Raw genomic sequence first — 15,998 nt, forward strand, 5'->3', positions numbered from 1 at the left:
TAGATCCTTCCGGACCAATAGTCAACCCATCACTGAATTTTATCTGCTCTCCACCCTCTGCCGGCACCAAGTCAAACTTACCTTTACATTTCAATAAAAAATCAAAGCCAGTGTTTGGCAAATTTGGTGAAAAGAACCATTGAAAGAAAGGAGATTGTACGCCATGGAATTTGATTTTTAGTATAAATGCCGCGGGTAAAAACCCATGGCTCCAAGATATAACCAACCATTGCATCTGCTGGCCGGCCAGTGGGCACGGGCCAGCTCTACTGGAAAGCAGCAAACAACTTTTATATAACATTTTCAATTATTTATGATCAATCCTGCTTCCCATATCTTCAAAATAAAATGTATGTGTTGCATCTGTCCCTGGGGGCTCTGTTAGGACCTCGAAGGAAGCAAATTATCTTTGCCTTTCTGCATAGCACCGGGGGCGCTAGCAGACTCCAGTGGGACGAAACTCACCAGACCTTCGTTCGTTTATCTCCGATCTTTACTTGTTGGTCAGAAGACCAACAAGGGCATCAACACCAGCTAAGGTATTCACGGTATGATCTGTCATCTTGCATGGACAGGGAGTGATCTACAACCCCAGTCGCCTTTTTACACAGGTGACAAACTCTGCTCGTGGCCTAGGTCCGGAAACAGTATTGCAGCAGCCAGCAATGGCCATTCGCACCTGCGCATCTAACAGCCTACGGTGTGCCATGAGAAATTTCTTTACCAGGTAGTCAACTTCCCATTGTTCGGCGCAGGAAAAGAAGCGACCATCACGTCGGTCACGAATCATTCGATTATCGTAGTCGTCCCAGTTTTCTAATATTGGATCAGTCATATTTATTATATATATTAGTTTTCTAAAATTCATGGCCCCTTTTTTTAACCTCCAGGCAGCCGTGGTCGTGTCTTCTGACCGACCACCTACCGCGACAGGCGTTGGACGGCAATTAACCCATCAGCTCGCGTCGGAGGGGCCGCCACGCACCTCCTGAGGCATTGAAAGTCGATTATCCTTCGGCCTACGCCTTCCGACTAGTTTAACACTATAAGTTTTGGCTTCATTCCAAGAGTATAGTAAATGGCCACATACTCGACATTTGATTTTATCACTTTCCCGATATATCATTGGTTTTACCGTTAATCTGTACTCGGACTTGCAATTATTGCAGATAATATCTCCCATATCAACTATTTTAGTTTTTCTTTATGCTTTATCAGCTTAGCCCGCCGTTGTCGTACCTTTCTCTGTAGCACCGGTGTTGCTATGCAAACCCTGCGAAGCGAAATTTAGTTTTTCTTTAGCCTTCGTGGATATTGGCGATAGCCAGTGGGATCGCTTTGCTAAGTTCTGACCGACAATTAAAGGAGTAAGTATGATGCCTCCAACCTTGGCAGATCTCGGCGTTCTAGTTACCCGCCAAGGATAATTCGCTTTCCATAGCACCGGGGGCGCTATGCAGACTCCAACGGGACGAAGCAATGTACTCCCCGGCGGTATGAAGCAGCAAGTCCGTAAGCTACCTTTCCCACCCTGGATTTTGTGGCATTCCCGTAATTTCAATAATGTCATCGGGAATAGGAAATGTGTACTTGTAACTATTCGGTTCAAGTGTATAGGTTTCTCCAGCAATGGTGCGAGTGAGTGTAATTGCAAAGCGTGGATCGCGATTTAGGCGACGAAGATCTGACCAGCGAAGTCCACGGAGCAGCAGTTCCTTCCTGCGTTCCAGCAATACCTGTCGTAGCGCATCATCAGCATCTAAAGCTGTTAAATCAATATAAGCCTCATTGCTATCCCACCGATTGCGATAAAGTGTGTTTAAGTCAGCCATCGCTTCCGGTACTTTTCCCGCCCGGGCATAGCACTCTGCTCTAATAAGGTACTGTTCATTGGTGGAAAGGCCATTAAAGAGAAGCCTGCTACCAGAATAGTTCCCTTTGAAAGTCCTTCCATTTGCATTGCTGCCAAAAAAGACGGACTTACGCTTGTCATGCTCATCGTATAACGAGTACAATTCGTCATCGATAAGTACTCGAAGCGCCAAACTTACGTAATTAATCATAGTGCTGTGAAAAATGACCTCATTATTCATAATTTGAATTGGGAAACTGGCTGAAGAACTTAGATCGTTATAGTTCAAGAGCGTATTGTATAAAGCCAAACATGAATCAGCATTTTTCAAAGCATTTTCATATTGTTCCATATTTAAATAAATACGAGCTAGCAGAGCATAAACTGACACCTTAGATGCTCTAGTTTTGTATAGAGCATTGATAGGAAGCAAACTCTTCGCTTCCAATAAATTATTTATAATCTGATCGTAGGTTTGTTGTACAGAAGCCCGCACTGATTTGATATTAATATCTGACTCAACCCTAAGCGGAATCCCTAATTCATTCTTCGCTGTATTGGGGTTATATGGATTTGCAAATACCTGCGCCAATTCATAAAATGTACGACTTCTCTGAAACAATGCCTGTCCCTTTAAATTGTCCCATGTTTCTTTATCTGATGGAGTATCAAACTTTATCTTTCCTAGGGTTTCCAACGCTAAGTTACAATAAAAAACTCGTGCATAAGAACCATTCTTGTTGCCAACTCCGAACCAGTCAGACACTTGCGTATAAGAATCTATTTTGTCTCTTATATAAGCGTTACGCTCATTCTGCGCAAGCCCTGCGTAAGACGATTCCAGTACATAGAAATCGTCTGAGGCAATTTCGGCTAGTGCAGGACTATTGGTGTTCATTATACCTGAAGCATTGTCAAGCAGGCCTTGAATGTCTTGAAGTGTTTCAGGTATTACGGTGCTGATGTCTGGTTTCTCATCTAGCCAATCTTTGGAGCAGGAAGATAGTACTACTACAAAAGACGCTAACATGAATACTATATTCTTTGTCATAAATTCAAATTTTGAGATGGTAAAGGTTATACAAAATTGATAAGTTTTACCATTTGCAGGTGTTTCGTTTAATGCCGTGGTCGTGTCTTCTAACTGACCACTCTTTCCTTTCCCCTCATTGCCAGTTTTATGTTGGTCGGTCAGAAGACACGACTAGGAAGACTAACAGGTAATGAGTGAGTGTGACTAATCTTCATCAAAAGCTCATGTTTATACCAAAAGTGATTGTCCTTGGATTCGGAATACTTCCATATATACTATAATCTGGATCAATATTATATCTATTAGCTCTCCATAGAATTCCTATATTACTGGCATATGCATATACTTGAATGTTTTGGAATGGAAGACCTTTGATATTATTCTTATTTAGATCATAACCCAGCCGGATATCCTGAAGCCTTATATGATCGGCTTTTTCTACAAGTATATCAGATGTGTGATAGACAAGATCCCGTGTTGTATTTAATGCCGCTGGTAGTGATGGCACATTAGTCATCAACTCATCTCCAGGTTTCTGCCAACGAAGCAAGTAATCTTCATGCCCTCCGGAGCTGTAAGTGGTGAGTAAACTTTCGTAGCTTATAGAGCTCCTGGGGAAATAATATCCTAGCTTGAATATTATATTAAAGGATAAACGTATATTGCTAAAGGTGAAGCTGTTTCTTAACGAACCAAACCAAACTGGGTTTTGGGGGCCGCTATATGTTAAATCGGATGGAGCAGCACTTGTGTTAGCTACAACATATGAAGAAATAGTATCTGCTACATAGACACGCGGATCACCTGTTGTTGGATCAAGTCCTGCCCATCGATAATTGTAGAGTGCATCCAATGGTTTTCCAATAACCAATCCTGAAAAATATACAGACTTATTGGAGGTTTCATTCCCTGCTTCTTCATATTGAGTTACTTTATCCGTATTGTAGCTTAATAGAAAGTTACTTGTCCAGAAAGTTTTACGCTTTACATTAATACTATTTAGAGTAAGGTCTATCCCTCTGCCATTAAAGCTAGCCCTGTTGCCCGTAAAACTTGTAAAGCCAGTTGTGGGATCCATTAAAATGGGCCCAAGTAGGTCGATGCCCTTTTTTATATAATATTCCAAACTTCCCGAAACTCTGTCATTCCTACTAGCAAAATCTACTCCGTAATTAATCATGCGGATACGCTCCCACTTGAGCTGAGGATTTCCGGGGCTTTCCACTTGGGTAAACGTAGCACCATTGTAAAAATCATTTCCTGCATATCTTATTGTAGGGTAGGCTGTAGCATCATTTCTCATGTTTCCGTTGTAGCCATATGTGAATCTTGCCTTTAGATAGGGCAACAATTGGGAAGTATAGAAATTTTCTTTCGATATATTCCATGCGACACCTCCGGACCAGAGTGGCGTAATACGCTGATTAGCTTTTATGCCGAAGAAGTTGGAGCCATCCATACGCGCGCTGGCGGATAATATATATTTACTTTCAAAAGTATAAGCTACATTTGCGTAGTAACTAATAAATCTATTGGTCACTTCTTGTGTTCCTCGATTACTACCAACAGGTACGCGTCCTGTGCCAGAGCCAAATGGTCTAAGGGCGTAAATAGAGTCATAATTAATTTGTGAAGCTATTGTGCCTGTATTGGAATCATATCCATATATTCGATCGGCTCCTGTTCCTTTTACCAAAGATTCGCGGGTTTCTATACCAGCAATGGTGACCAGGTCATGCTGCTGCCACCGCTTGCTATAATTTAGTTGAAACCTGAAATTCCAATTGGTAAATTCGGAACCACTTCGATCTTTTATTCCTCCTTTAGGGACAGCATATATAATAGTTCTTCCATCATTTCTGCTGATCGACATATATCGATTGATAAGGTTACGAGTAAAATAAGAGGAAGGATTATAAAATGTTTCATTATTAGTAAAGGTTCTTTGATATTGAAATTTAGCCTCTGCACTTAGTCCATTAAGCACACTGTATTTTACATTGCCTCCCAACCTAATGTCATGCCGATCAATGGTGAATTGGCTATTTTTTAATTCCTCAATGGGACGATAACGCCAATCCAATAATGCAGGATATTGTGCTGTGTCAATATACCTTTGGCTATATCCATAAGGAATGGACAATGAATTCCCTTCATCATCGGCTAAACGTAAGTATGGGCTTCCTTGCACACTGGTACTATTACTTTCATTGCTACTTTGCACATAGCTCACAAAAGCATTTATGTCAAGCCCTTTAATGGGCTTGAATGTATTGTCAAATCGGAAACTTGCACGACTGAATTCGTTTCCTTTACTACTTTCCAAATTTTTGTCATACCCAACTGAAGCATAATAAGAATAAGATGATGATCCGCCTGATATATTCAGTGCATACTGCTGGTTTATGCTTTTTTGCTTCATAAATCGGTTAATGTCATTTCTTAGATCATTCCGCTTCAAAGCATTAATAAAATGACTTGAATCGCTGGCAGAAATGAGTCCTGTCCTACGTTTTTCCAAAATTTCAGTAGCTTGAGAAACTACTGGATAAGTTAAATTATTGTTTATGGCTGCATCATAAAACCCTTTATTAAACTGCATTATTTCATAGTCCAGTAAGTCAGATGCGGGCATAGACGGGACGTAGAATAAGTCAGGCTTTTGACCAATAGTTATATTTGTGTTAAGCTGTGCCTTAGTGCGTTGATTATACTTGCCCTTCTTGGTGGTAATCACAATAACTCCATTCCCAGATCTAGCACCCCAAATGGAAGCAGCAGAAGCATCTTTTAGCACTGTAACGGATTCAATGTCATTAGGATTGACATTACTAATCCAGTCAATAAAACTGGAGAACTGTTTGTCACTTTCTTCATAGGGGAATCCATCTACTACAATAAGGGGCCGTTGATTTGCATTAATAGTACTTATGCCTCTAATAGACACATCCCTCCGTCGAAACGTACTATTGAAATTTTTCGCTTCAAAATTTAGGCCACTCGTCACACCGATAAGCCGATCCAGAATATTGGTTGAAACTGACCGAGATAGGAGTTCGTTGTCCAATTTGTAGAAAGAGCCGGTAGCTCTTTCTCTTGGTATATCCTGGTAGCCTGTGGAAACGACAGATACCGCTTCAATTTCTTTGATATCCATATGCATTATTATGGATAAGTCTTCTTCATTTCCAATTTTTCTCTCTTGTGATAGAAATCCGATGCTGCTAAACACGAGCGTAGCCCGTTTGGGCACATTTGTGAAGAAAAATGCTCCTCGGTCATTAGTAGTCACACCTTTTCCAGTGCCTTTCACTGATATACTGACCCCGGGAATTGGCCGGTTATCAGTATCTCTTACAACTCCTGTTATATTCACAGTTGTATCCAGGTTCATAACATTTTGACCTTTTTGGGACCGCTTTTCAGTTTTGCGAATAACTATCACATCATTCAGAAGTTTCCATTCCAGGCCATGTGTAATGGTGAGTTGGTTTAGTACCTGCTGTAGTTTTTCCTTTTCTACCTTGATAGATAAACGGGGAACATGCTCTAAATCCGCATTTCTATAGGAGAACCTGATTTTTGTACTTTTCGTAATCTTTCGGAAAAGCTCGCTCAAATTGACATCTTTTACGTTAAGGTCGATAGTGATGTTTTCGATGCTTCTCTGTTGCCCAACGTGATTACCCTGGGCCAATGTGGGCAGATAAGCCGAAAGAATGGATAAGAGCAAGATCGTTTTGACATTCATAGATACAATCCGGACCGCATGTTTCATATATGTAGTAGTTTATTGATTGATAAAACTATGGCCGCAGCAGATTTGGCCGTCATTAATAAGATGAATGCTTTAAAGTGATGATGTATACCATGCTGATTACGCCGGCCTGCTTATACAGGTAAGTTGGTAGTAGAGGTCGTTTTCTCATGCTTCTCATTTAAGCCCGTTGCTGACACATTTCACTATGATGCCTTTTATATAAAAGGAACCCAGATGCGAGAATACACCAGTTTAAGGGAACATTCACAATTGGTTACAGTTTTACAAATACGTCTATATCGTACTGCATCATGCTAAAGCATGTCAATAGTATGCTTTTCTGCTTCCTGGTTAATGGTACTTAGGAAATACATCCAGTGAAAACACTGAAATAATATTCATTCTAGTTCGTACCCAAGTTAAACCAGAGAAAAAATAAGATTGTAGATAATGGTGTATGAGTAGCCAAGCTGTAAAAGATAGTCTTTTCTACTATATAGACAGGAGAACTGATAAAAAATACTGGTGTTTTATATAAAATTCTAAAGAAAAGTTTTCAAATTGGCGCTTTACCAGCTGGTCTTTCTGATTCTTCTTACTGACCAATTGCGGCACACCGCGAGCTACTAAATGAAACCACAAGCATCGGAGATGCAACTACACATAAATACCTGTCGAGGCAGTTTGGGGCTGTTCACTTTTTTTACATAGATAAAACAAAAAGTATACAATTGTGTCCAAAAAATTATTGAAAAAATAATCCGGAGATGTATCTTTCCGTATAATTAGGCATGCGACCGGCCATTCCATACCTCCCTGCATAATGGAGTGGCACGAAAATAGCGCTCTGATAAACTGCTTAATGAATGTTCGAAAGTATTGAATGCCAATAGAAATCTGATGTTTCGTTCATCAGTACACCACTATTGCCAGCGTCAAGCTGCAGGCAGGGGTAATATTTGTCAATATATTTATAAAAGGGATTGTTGTGCAGTATTTGTCTGAGTACACCGATGAGCAACTGCTAACCCTGCTACATGATGGCAGTGAAGAGGCGTTTACCGTATTATATAATCGCTATCAGAGAAGGGTATATCTGGAAGCTTCTTATATTTTGGGTAATGTGGAGGAAGCTGCCGATATTACCCAGGAGCTGTTTACCTGGATCTGGGAGAAACGAAGTGAGTTGTCTATTAAGAATTCATTGCAAGGATATCTTATTATAGGTGTCCGCCGCAGAAGCATAAACCATATAGCTAAAAAGGCTACTAAGGATAAGCGGCTCAAAAAATATATGGAATATATTGTATCCGATCTTGCTGTTTCACCCCAACAGGAAGGCAGTGAATCAGAGAATCCCCCCCTTTTTGAAGAAGTAATGAGTAAAATAACCCCTTATGCCCGAAACATACTTCGGAAAATGTATTTTGAAGACAAGCCCCAGCAGGAAATAGCCCAGGAATACGGGGTTAGGCTTCAGAGTGTCCGTAACCTGGTAAGTACAACAATGAAAGCTCTCAGAAAAAATTTCAAAAAAAGCTTGTAGGACACCAGTATTTTCTACTCTTTACCTGTCTATAATAATGACAATGAAGCTGAATGAACATATAGTAAAGCTCACCCTTGATGAGTTGTCGGATCAGATTTCTCCTGCTGATAAGGCCTATTTGCACCAACAGATCGCAAAAGATTCAGAGGCAAAACAGTCATGGGAGGATACTGTAAGATGGTATCAGTCTATCGATACACAGGAGGCCGTGAAACAACTACCTGAAAAGTACACAGCGGCCACTATTATCAAAAAATCAGTGGAAAAGAGAAAAAGACTTGTTCTGCTAAATGCAAGCAGTGCTGCTGCTGTTATTATTGCCATTATGTCTATTCTTTGGTTTCCGGAAAAGTCGGGTGTTGAGAAGAATGAGCGGATGATAGCTTTTTCCAGTGCACCGTACGGAAAATACGGAAAACATATCCGGCTTCAACTGGCGGGGAAAGCGGTGGTACTGGAAGAAGGAGCGGAACGGGTAAGCGTGGACGGGGTAACCCTAAAAGCCAAAGACCGAGAGCTGGAGTATTCGTCTACTGATCATAAAAGGGCTGACTGGGCCTCGTTGCATATCCCTGCTGGGAAAGATTATAAGATTACTTTAGCGGATGGAACGGAGGTATGGCTGAATTCCGCCAGTTCCCTTCACTTTCCCCTTTCTTTTACTGGCGATAAACGGGAAATCCGCATTGAGGGGGAAGCATATGTGAAGGTAGCACAAAATGCCCATGCGCCTTTTATTTTACATCTGCCTGGGAGCGCTGTGCAGGTTCTGGGCACGGCTTTCAACGTGAATACCTATTCCGCCGGCAGGGAAACAGTGTCACTGGTAGATGGCAAGGTGAAGGTAGTAACCGCGAGAGATTCCGTGGTTCTTACCCCTGGATACCAGGCGGCGGTTGCGAGCGATGGTTTGGTCCAAAAGGGAGCTTTCAATCAGGATGAAACACTTAGCTGGAGAGGGGGTGAGTTTATTTTTAGCGACGCTACGATCAAGGAGGTAAGCCAGGTGCTCCCACGCTGGTTCGGTGTTACGGTAATCCTTGATAGAGCTATAGAAAATACTGCTTTTACTGGTGTCATAAATAGAAATAAACCAATCAGCCAATCATTGGATATTCTGGAAGCAACGAATGGACTAAAATATTCGATCAAAGGAGATACAGTGTATCTCTCGCCAACTAAAGCTTATATGGAAAAATAGTAAGTGGCTGGTCTGAATAACAACCACAATATATACATACGGATGTCAGTAAATTCATCAGGCTATGTTGAACCGTCCTCACAAAGAATTGACCAATATTCATGATGATGAATCACCTGCTGACAGAAACTATTACAAAAGTCTCATGTCTAATGTATGCAACATTCCTGATGGGGATGTCTATCCCCTCAGTATTGATACCGCTTGCTTCGGCAGACGTTTAAGCGCAGCGGCGCTCCGATGTAAGATAGGTCGGGCGTATACAGGTGGTAGGTAGTGGAGGACACGAGTAGGTCATCAGAAGGAAGCTGGCAGGAAATGAATTTCGGCCGGTCAAAAGACGCGCGACCGCGGCATCGCTAGGAACACCGACGGGTAATGAAATTTTTAAACATAATAATAACGTATATGAGATCATCAGCGATTGCATTGTTTGTACTTTTTATGCTATTTCTTCATATTAAGTCACTAGCTAAAAGGGATGAAGCGAATGCATCACTTCAAAACTTAGTTGATACTATAAAGCATACAAATGACGCAGATAGTTTGTGGAAATTAATTGAAGTTAAAATTAAACCCCCAACATCCATAACTGAAATATCAAACCCTAATACTGCAAAATCATTCACTGAAAGGGAAAAAAGTAATAGATTTCTACGGGATGTAGGATTAAGGTTTTGGTATTTGTATCCAAACGATGAACGGAGGCTTTATTGGCTATATAATACTATTTCACCCAGATTTTTTCCTTATTATTGGGAAAACGCATCCCAAGGTGCAGAGATTATAACAAAGTTTGGTTCCGCTTCATCAATTGCAGTTGATGAAGAAGCTGTGTTAAATTGGACAATGATTTATCCTAAATTAAGGGAAGAATTCATGAGATCATTACTTATTAATGACAGTTTGAAAAATCTATTCAGAGAGCATGAATTAATATGGATTTTAACTACCCATCTCAACTCGAACTATAGGCTCGCTAAAAAACTTAATGTATTGAATTTTGCAAAGCTATTTGAAGAATATTCTGAGAGCTATTGGCAAGAATGGAATAATAGTAGCCGGAATCCTTATGGGAACCCTAACAAATATGCTCAAGCGATACTTACACGATCTAATAGTTATGGTATTAATTTTAAGGATTTGCAGCTTATGATTTCCTTCCTAAATAATTCGACTAGTTCAACAGAAATTAAAAAATGGATATCAAAAGCTAGGAATTATCTTTTGCTCGCAGAAAAGCCCTTCAAACTAAATCATGCAACATTAGATGGTCAAACTATTAGTTTAGACCAAATGCGTGGAAAGGTTGTACTAATTGATTTTTGGGCCACCTGGTGCCATTCTTGCATTGGCCTAAAACCCAGGATGAAGGTATTATATGACAAATACAAAAGTAAAGGATTCGAAGTGATATCAGTTTCAATAGATACCGAAGATAATAAGGAGAGGGTATTGAACGTTGAAGAAAACATCGGAGCGGATTGGCCAATAATGATTATTGGAGGGAAAAGCAAATTGGACAAAGAGAATAGTTTGAAGACAAAAATTTGGAACACATTCAACTTTTCAACAATTCCTATACTTATGATTCTAAATAAAGACGGGAAATTGGTTGGAGATCTGGGGAATTTTACAAATCCTCGAAAATTTGAAGAAGAATTGATTGCGTGGCTAGAAGAATAAAGTGTTTATGAAATAATGACTTTATTATGTTATATTTTATTTCATAATCTGAAACTGACACTGTAACAGAAACTGTGTAAACATAGAAAATCGGAGTTCGTAAGATCTTCGATTTTTTTATTTTTAAACTTTACACAGACCATGAAAGCAGAAGAATTCTTATCAGACGATTTTTTGAAGCAATTTAAGACGGGTAAGCAACTTAACGACTTCTTGGGTCAAATCCAGAAAAGGGCTATTGAAAAGATGCTGGAAGGCGAATTGGACGGGCATTTAGGCTATGAGAAGAATGAACAGAGCGACAGCAAAAACGCCCGCAACGGATACGGCAAGAAAAAGGTCAGGACCAGTTATGGTGAATCGGAGATCAAGGTGCCGCGTGACCGGGATGCCAGCTTTAACCCGATGATCGTTCCCAAGCGGGAAGCTTACAGAAGGAATTGAGGAAGTGATCGTGTCCCTGTATGCCAAAGGGATGAGTGTAAGCGACATTGAGGAGCAGATCAAGGATGTCTACAAGTTTGAAATATCTACCGCCACCATCAGCCGGATCACCTCCCGGGTGGCCGAGGACATCGTAGCCTGGCAGAACCGCCCGCTGGAGCCTGTTTACCTGATCGTTTGGATGGATGGTATCGTGTTCAAGGTGCGCGAGAACAGCAAAGTGGTCAACAAAACGATTTACATAGCTGTAGGACTGCGTAAAGACGGTTATAAGGAGGTATTGGGTATGTGGTTGGGCAAGAACGAATCCGCCGCTTACTGGATGTCTGTATTGACCGATATGAAAGCCCGTGGGGTCGAGGATATACTGATCACCGCCACCGACAACCTTAATGGCTTCACCCAGACCATCCGGACCGTATTCCCTCAATCTTCCACCCAGATCTGTGTTGTTCACCAGATCCGCAATAGCTGCCGTTATGTGGTCTGGAAAGACAAAAAGGAGTTTACCTTGGATATGAAGGATATTTACGCAGCTCCTATCCGCCAGGCTGCTCAGGCTGCCCTGGAGAGCTTTGGAAATAAATGGGGCAGTAAATATGGCTACGCGATCAAAAGCTGGAAGGACAACTGGGAGGAACTGACTGTATTCTTCGACTTCCCCATCGAGATCCGTCAAATCATCTACACCACCAACCTGATCGAAAATCTTAACGGTAAGATCAGGAAGTACACTAAAACAAGCTCTCGTTCCCCACCGATGAGGCTGTGCTCAAATCGGTCTACCTCGCTTTAAGGGAGGTGACAAAAAAATGGACAATGCCAATAAGAAACTGGGGCATTGTCCTGGATCAGTTTTTAACTATTTTTGAAAACAGGATCAAGATATAGCTCCTGCTACGAACTCTGATTTTTGAAACTTACACAGTTACTGAGATAGTCCCCTGAAACTATTTAGATGTAATTCAACGAGTTACTTTAGTAAAGTTGCCCAATAAGCATTATATATTGGGCAACTTTATTATGCTATATTACTCGCCTGCATACTCACCACAAACTATTTGTGTTACTTTAAACTTAGTAGGCTCATCTGGACAGAACTGAGTGTCATCGACAATATAGCAGCAAGCATCTGGTGCCGTTCCAATGCATTCACTGTTGCGTTCTACTGGTATTGTAAAATTGTCCAAGCATAAGTCAACAGTTCCACAGACTGTAGGTGCCACACCTGAAGATAACCTGTAGCAGGTTATGGTTTGGGGAGATAGCTTTGTGTTTTCAAAAGCGCCAGCATAAGATGCCAGTGTAGCCGAAATAGCTAATACTGCAATAAAAGCAGCAAAACCGAATCTGAATTTCTTGATCATAAAATTAAAAGTTTAAAGAGTGAGGAATAAGATTACTGGTTGACAGGCCCAGTCCCTGTTTATTGCAATAAAGAATTTATTGTTTCAATTCAAATAATGTCATTTTTTTAGGGTGGATAGCGATGAAATTTTTGCCGGAGATTATCATACTTTTAATTTTTTCTCCATTTCTGTTAGGTATGTAAAAACTCCCTTCATACATGCCGTTTTCTAGATTGTATCGGTCAATAGTACTATGTTCATTAAATCCTTCAGCAGTTTCATTATCAGCCTGTAGGGTAGAATATATGTAGATATGTTTATCTGATATCAAAACTTCTTTGTTTATCTGATTCAATGGAACTGCAGGCATTAAGCTTCCGGCTTCTTTTTCTTTTGCGAAGCTCCTTGTCGTCACCTTGTTATGGGTAGTCGTGTCAATGGTTTTGCTGGTATACACAACATTTAGATTAGTATCCAAGCAATAGAACTTATTTTCATAATAATGTGTGTATATGAGATGGTTTTGATCCGGCGCATAGGTGAGCAGCCCATCCAAGGAGAATCCCCCATCCTTTTGAATCCCGAACAGATCTTTCTCGGCTATCACTTTACCAGACGAGTAATCTATTTTTTGGATCAGTTGATTCGTACGATCTTTATTAAACCCTTTGATGATAGAGTTGCCGGAAGGCAGTTGCACCGCTTGCGTAAACAAAGGCGGTTCCACATCTATCATTTGGGCAATGGTGTCCCCATAATTGTAGTATTGAACCTTCGCGTAGTTTCCAGCATAAAGCGTGGTCCTCGGAGGGGAGGATATAATCTGGAAGTTGGTGAGCACAGCTTCGTTTATGCCAAACGGAATGATGGAGGAATCAATGTGCTGCAGGTTCCAATCTACTCTGTAGATGACGCGGGGATCCTTTGCTGTAAAGTAAAATGAGTCCGTAGTTAAACCACATATCCTACTTATTCTGAAATTGATTTCGCGTTCTTTGATGGGTTTTATCGTCCCCGGATCAAAGTTTCGGGTAAATCCATTTAACTTGCTATTCGGCTTTGGCGCAGCCATGATGAGAATATACAGCGATAGTATGGCAGCAACAACAACGCCAGTAGAGATGAGTATTTTTCTTTTAATCATAGCAATATGTATTATCACAACGTCAGAAGTTGCCAGTTTTATCGAGAATAGTATTTTTTCGTAGAAATGCTCTATTGTGCACTATCTCTTCACACCATTATGTAAAAAGATACCTATGAGAGCAAGTAAAGAATATAGTGCATTGAATATCAAGTGATCTTCCCAGGAAAGAGCGGCTAAAACCCCCCCGCAGCTGCAGGGAACATAATAACTGTAGTGTAGCATCGCATAGATGTAACCAGTAAATACCACCATTAAAAAGAACGAGGCCAGCAATCCTATGAACCTGGTTGTTTTGAAGATTAATAGACCCGCTATAATCAATTCAAAAACTGGTATAGCAAATGCAGTAAGGCCTGCAATATGTTGAATAAAAGGTGAGCGCCCCATTTGAAATTTTGTTTCGTCGTAATCGAGCAATTTTAGCAATCCTGTATATATCCAGAGTATTACAAGTAGAGCAATAATAATTTCCAAAATTATGTTCTTGAGATCTATTGTTTTTTTAGAGGAACTTCCTGTAATTACTGATGCTTGCTTCATAATAATTATACAATTAGGGTTTAGGGGTATAACTCTCTTTAAATTTCTGGTTGTGTCTTCTGACCGACCAGTTGGCCTTCCGAACCAGCTATACATTATGACCGATTAGCCAATCGCATGCTCTAGGATTTTTCTTCTCCACCGGGAAGGACACTTCCTTCCTTGCTCGGAAAAGGAGGCCTTCAGGTGGAAATGAAAAGTCAAAACTAAGCCTGCAGTGTGCTATTGCGTTTATTCATAGCCTTTTTGAATCGCGTTATCAAATGGAAACGTGTCTAAAAATGTGTGCATATACTGGGTTTACATTTTTTAGGGATGCTGCCTAGCCTGTTTCGATGATAACAGGCAGGCAGCTATAAGAGCCAATTTTATGATAGGTATTGGTAACCTTCGGGAAGTTTCGTATATCTTAAGCTGCTGGGTTATTTCTGATCCTCTCCAAACTTTTCCGTATCTGTTTCTTTATTGGCATGTTGAAGGTCGGAAAAGAAAATGGTATGTAAGTAATGCGAATGGATACTTTTTTAATGCGGATAGACCTCTCTTTAATCTTCCATGTCGGTCAGAAGACGCGACATGAGGTTTCACGTCCGCTAACAAATATTTAGCACCTTCGATGGAGATAACACGCTACTTTTCACCCGTAAAGAAAATCCTTTTAATTTCAATGTATGTCCACTCCAAGCCTGCTCCTATCATACTGCTATGCCTCGATAGAAAAATTCATGAAGTAAGAAAAGAGATTGATCTGCTTTTAAGGGCGGTAGAACTGAAAATGGACTTGGCCTGTTTCGATGCTTGGCGTGAGGTTCTATTTCATATTGTTTCGCAGGTCCCGCTCATGGAGAAAATTGGCTATTTTACCGCCGGGGAGGGTTCTCCCTATAGCAAGGCCCCTTCTCTGCAGAAGATCAAGATTAAGATTAAGTATTACCAGGATTCCATAGAGGTTATTCTGGATCATCTGTTGGAATTACGTAGAGGTAATGCGATAACCTATTTTGAGAAAGAAGGTGTAGTACAGCATGTTACGATAGCAGATTTCATGGGTGTTTCGGTAGGTGTTTATGCGGTAGCGGCACCTCCGTTGAAGTGGTGACCACAGTCCCACAGATTTTATGAACAACTGCGTGGTTCAGCACGGAGGACACTATACTGACCACCAATAGAGATATAAGACGGAGTGCTTGGATACTGAATTTCATTATCAGTAGTATTCTTGATCATGTCTTCTGATCGACAAACTAATCCTGCGTCGGAGGCGCTATAAAAAGTGTGAAAAAAAATAGGGGGATCTCAAAACACCCCCCGTTCGTGCGGATGAAAGGACTCGAACCTTCATGCCTCGCGGCACCAGATCCTAAGTCTGGCGTGTCTACCAATTTCACCACATCCGCTTTTAAAGGACTGCAAAGGTATCGTTTTTCATCAATTATA

General features: G+C 40.8%; 9 protein-coding genes, 1 tRNA gene and 1 pseudogene. 5 read left to right on the forward strand and 6 right to left on the reverse strand.

The annotated features are described in order from the left end of the window. Window positions 1–1,517: 1,517 nt before the first annotated feature. A complete protein-coding gene (locus tag CCY01nite_RS09985; protein WP_146860203.1) occupies window positions 1,518–2,903 on the reverse strand; it encodes a RagB/SusD family nutrient uptake outer membrane protein in 1,386 nt (461 codons plus the stop codon). A 196-nt stretch (window positions 2,904–3,099) separates the two neighbouring features. Then, window positions 3,100–6,663, reverse strand: a complete 3,564-nt coding sequence (locus tag CCY01nite_RS09990) for a SusC/RagA family TonB-linked outer membrane protein (protein ID WP_146860205.1) — start codon at window positions 6,661–6,663, stop codon at window positions 3,100–3,102. A gap of 970 nt (window positions 6,664–7,633) precedes the next feature. Here CCY01nite_RS09990 and CCY01nite_RS09995 point away from each other — a divergent pair. The 4 genes and pseudogenes from CCY01nite_RS09995 (at window position 7,634) to CCY01nite_RS27155 (ending at window position 12,416) form a co-directional block, all read left to right on the forward strand. After that, window positions 7,634–8,191: an RNA polymerase sigma factor gene (locus CCY01nite_RS09995; protein WP_186830991.1), complete on the forward strand. Its 558-nt coding sequence runs from the start codon at window positions 7,634–7,636 to the stop codon at window positions 8,189–8,191. A 43-nt stretch (window positions 8,192–8,234) separates the two neighbouring features. Beyond that, entirely contained in the window at window positions 8,235–9,395 is a 1,161-nt protein-coding gene (locus tag CCY01nite_RS10000; protein ID WP_186830992.1) for a FecR family protein, read from the forward strand. 408 nt (window positions 9,396–9,803) lie between these two features. Beyond that, entirely contained in the window at window positions 9,804–11,081 is a 1,278-nt protein-coding gene (locus tag CCY01nite_RS10005) for a TlpA family protein disulfide reductase (protein ID WP_186830993.1), read from the forward strand. Window positions 11,082–11,222: 141 nt separating this feature from the next. Continuing rightward, window positions 11,223–12,416 (forward strand): annotated as a pseudogene (locus CCY01nite_RS27155) (IS256 family transposase). Between the two features lie 140 nt (window positions 12,417–12,556). Here the strand turns inward: CCY01nite_RS27155 and CCY01nite_RS10015 are convergent. From CCY01nite_RS10015 to CCY01nite_RS10025, 3 genes are all read right to left on the reverse strand, one after another. Continuing rightward, entirely contained in the window at window positions 12,557–12,892 is a 336-nt protein-coding gene (locus CCY01nite_RS10015; RefSeq protein WP_146860213.1) for a hypothetical protein, read from the reverse strand. A 76-nt stretch (window positions 12,893–12,968) separates the two neighbouring features. Continuing rightward, complete coding sequence (locus CCY01nite_RS10020) at window positions 12,969–14,018, reverse strand: hypothetical protein (protein WP_146860215.1); 1,050 nt, start codon at window positions 14,016–14,018, stop codon at window positions 12,969–12,971. 81 nt (window positions 14,019–14,099) lie between these two features. Further along, the gene (locus CCY01nite_RS10025; protein ID WP_146860217.1) at window positions 14,100–14,561 is read right to left on the reverse strand and encodes a MauE/DoxX family redox-associated membrane protein; all 462 of its coding nucleotides are present in this window, start codon (window positions 14,559–14,561) and stop codon (window positions 14,100–14,102) included. A 616-nt stretch (window positions 14,562–15,177) separates the two neighbouring features. Here CCY01nite_RS10025 and CCY01nite_RS10030 point away from each other — a divergent pair. After that, window positions 15,178–15,660, forward strand: coding sequence for a hypothetical protein (locus CCY01nite_RS10030; protein WP_146860219.1), 483 nt, complete (start codon window positions 15,178–15,180; stop codon window positions 15,658–15,660). Between the two features lie 216 nt (window positions 15,661–15,876). Here CCY01nite_RS10030 and CCY01nite_RS10035 read toward each other — a convergent pair. Continuing rightward, window positions 15,877–15,958 (reverse strand) — tRNA-Leu (locus tag CCY01nite_RS10035). Window positions 15,959–15,998 lie beyond the last annotated feature (40 nt).

Origin of the sequence: Chitinophaga cymbidii, from assembly GCF_007992715.1 — a bacterium.
GTDB classification, from domain to species: Bacteria; Bacteroidota; Bacteroidia; order Chitinophagales; family Chitinophagaceae; genus Chitinophaga; species Chitinophaga cymbidii.

Coding starts and splice junctions, on each gene's coding strand:
- CCY01nite_RS10030 (WP_146860219.1), top strand. CDS start 15,178: ATGGAGATAACACGCTACTTTTCACCCGTAAAGAAAATCCTTTTAATT.
- CCY01nite_RS10015 (WP_146860213.1), bottom strand. CDS start 12,892: ATGATCAAGAAATTCAGATTCGGTTTTGCTGCTTTTATTGCAGTATTA.
- CCY01nite_RS10005 (WP_186830993.1), top strand. CDS start 9,804: ATGAGATCATCAGCGATTGCATTGTTTGTACTTTTTATGCTATTTCTT.
- CCY01nite_RS09985 (WP_146860203.1), bottom strand. CDS start 2,903: ATGACAAAGAATATAGTATTCATGTTAGCGTCTTTTGTAGTAGTACTA.
- CCY01nite_RS10025 (WP_146860217.1), bottom strand. CDS start 14,561: ATGAAGCAAGCATCAGTAATTACAGGAAGTTCCTCTAAAAAAACAATA.
- CCY01nite_RS10000 (WP_186830992.1), top strand. CDS start 8,235: ATGAAGCTGAATGAACATATAGTAAAGCTCACCCTTGATGAGTTGTCG.
- CCY01nite_RS10020 (WP_146860215.1), bottom strand. CDS start 14,018: ATGATTAAAAGAAAAATACTCATCTCTACTGGCGTTGTTGTTGCTGCC.
- CCY01nite_RS09990 (WP_146860205.1), bottom strand. CDS start 6,663: ATGAAACATGCGGTCCGGATTGTATCTATGAATGTCAAAACGATCTTG.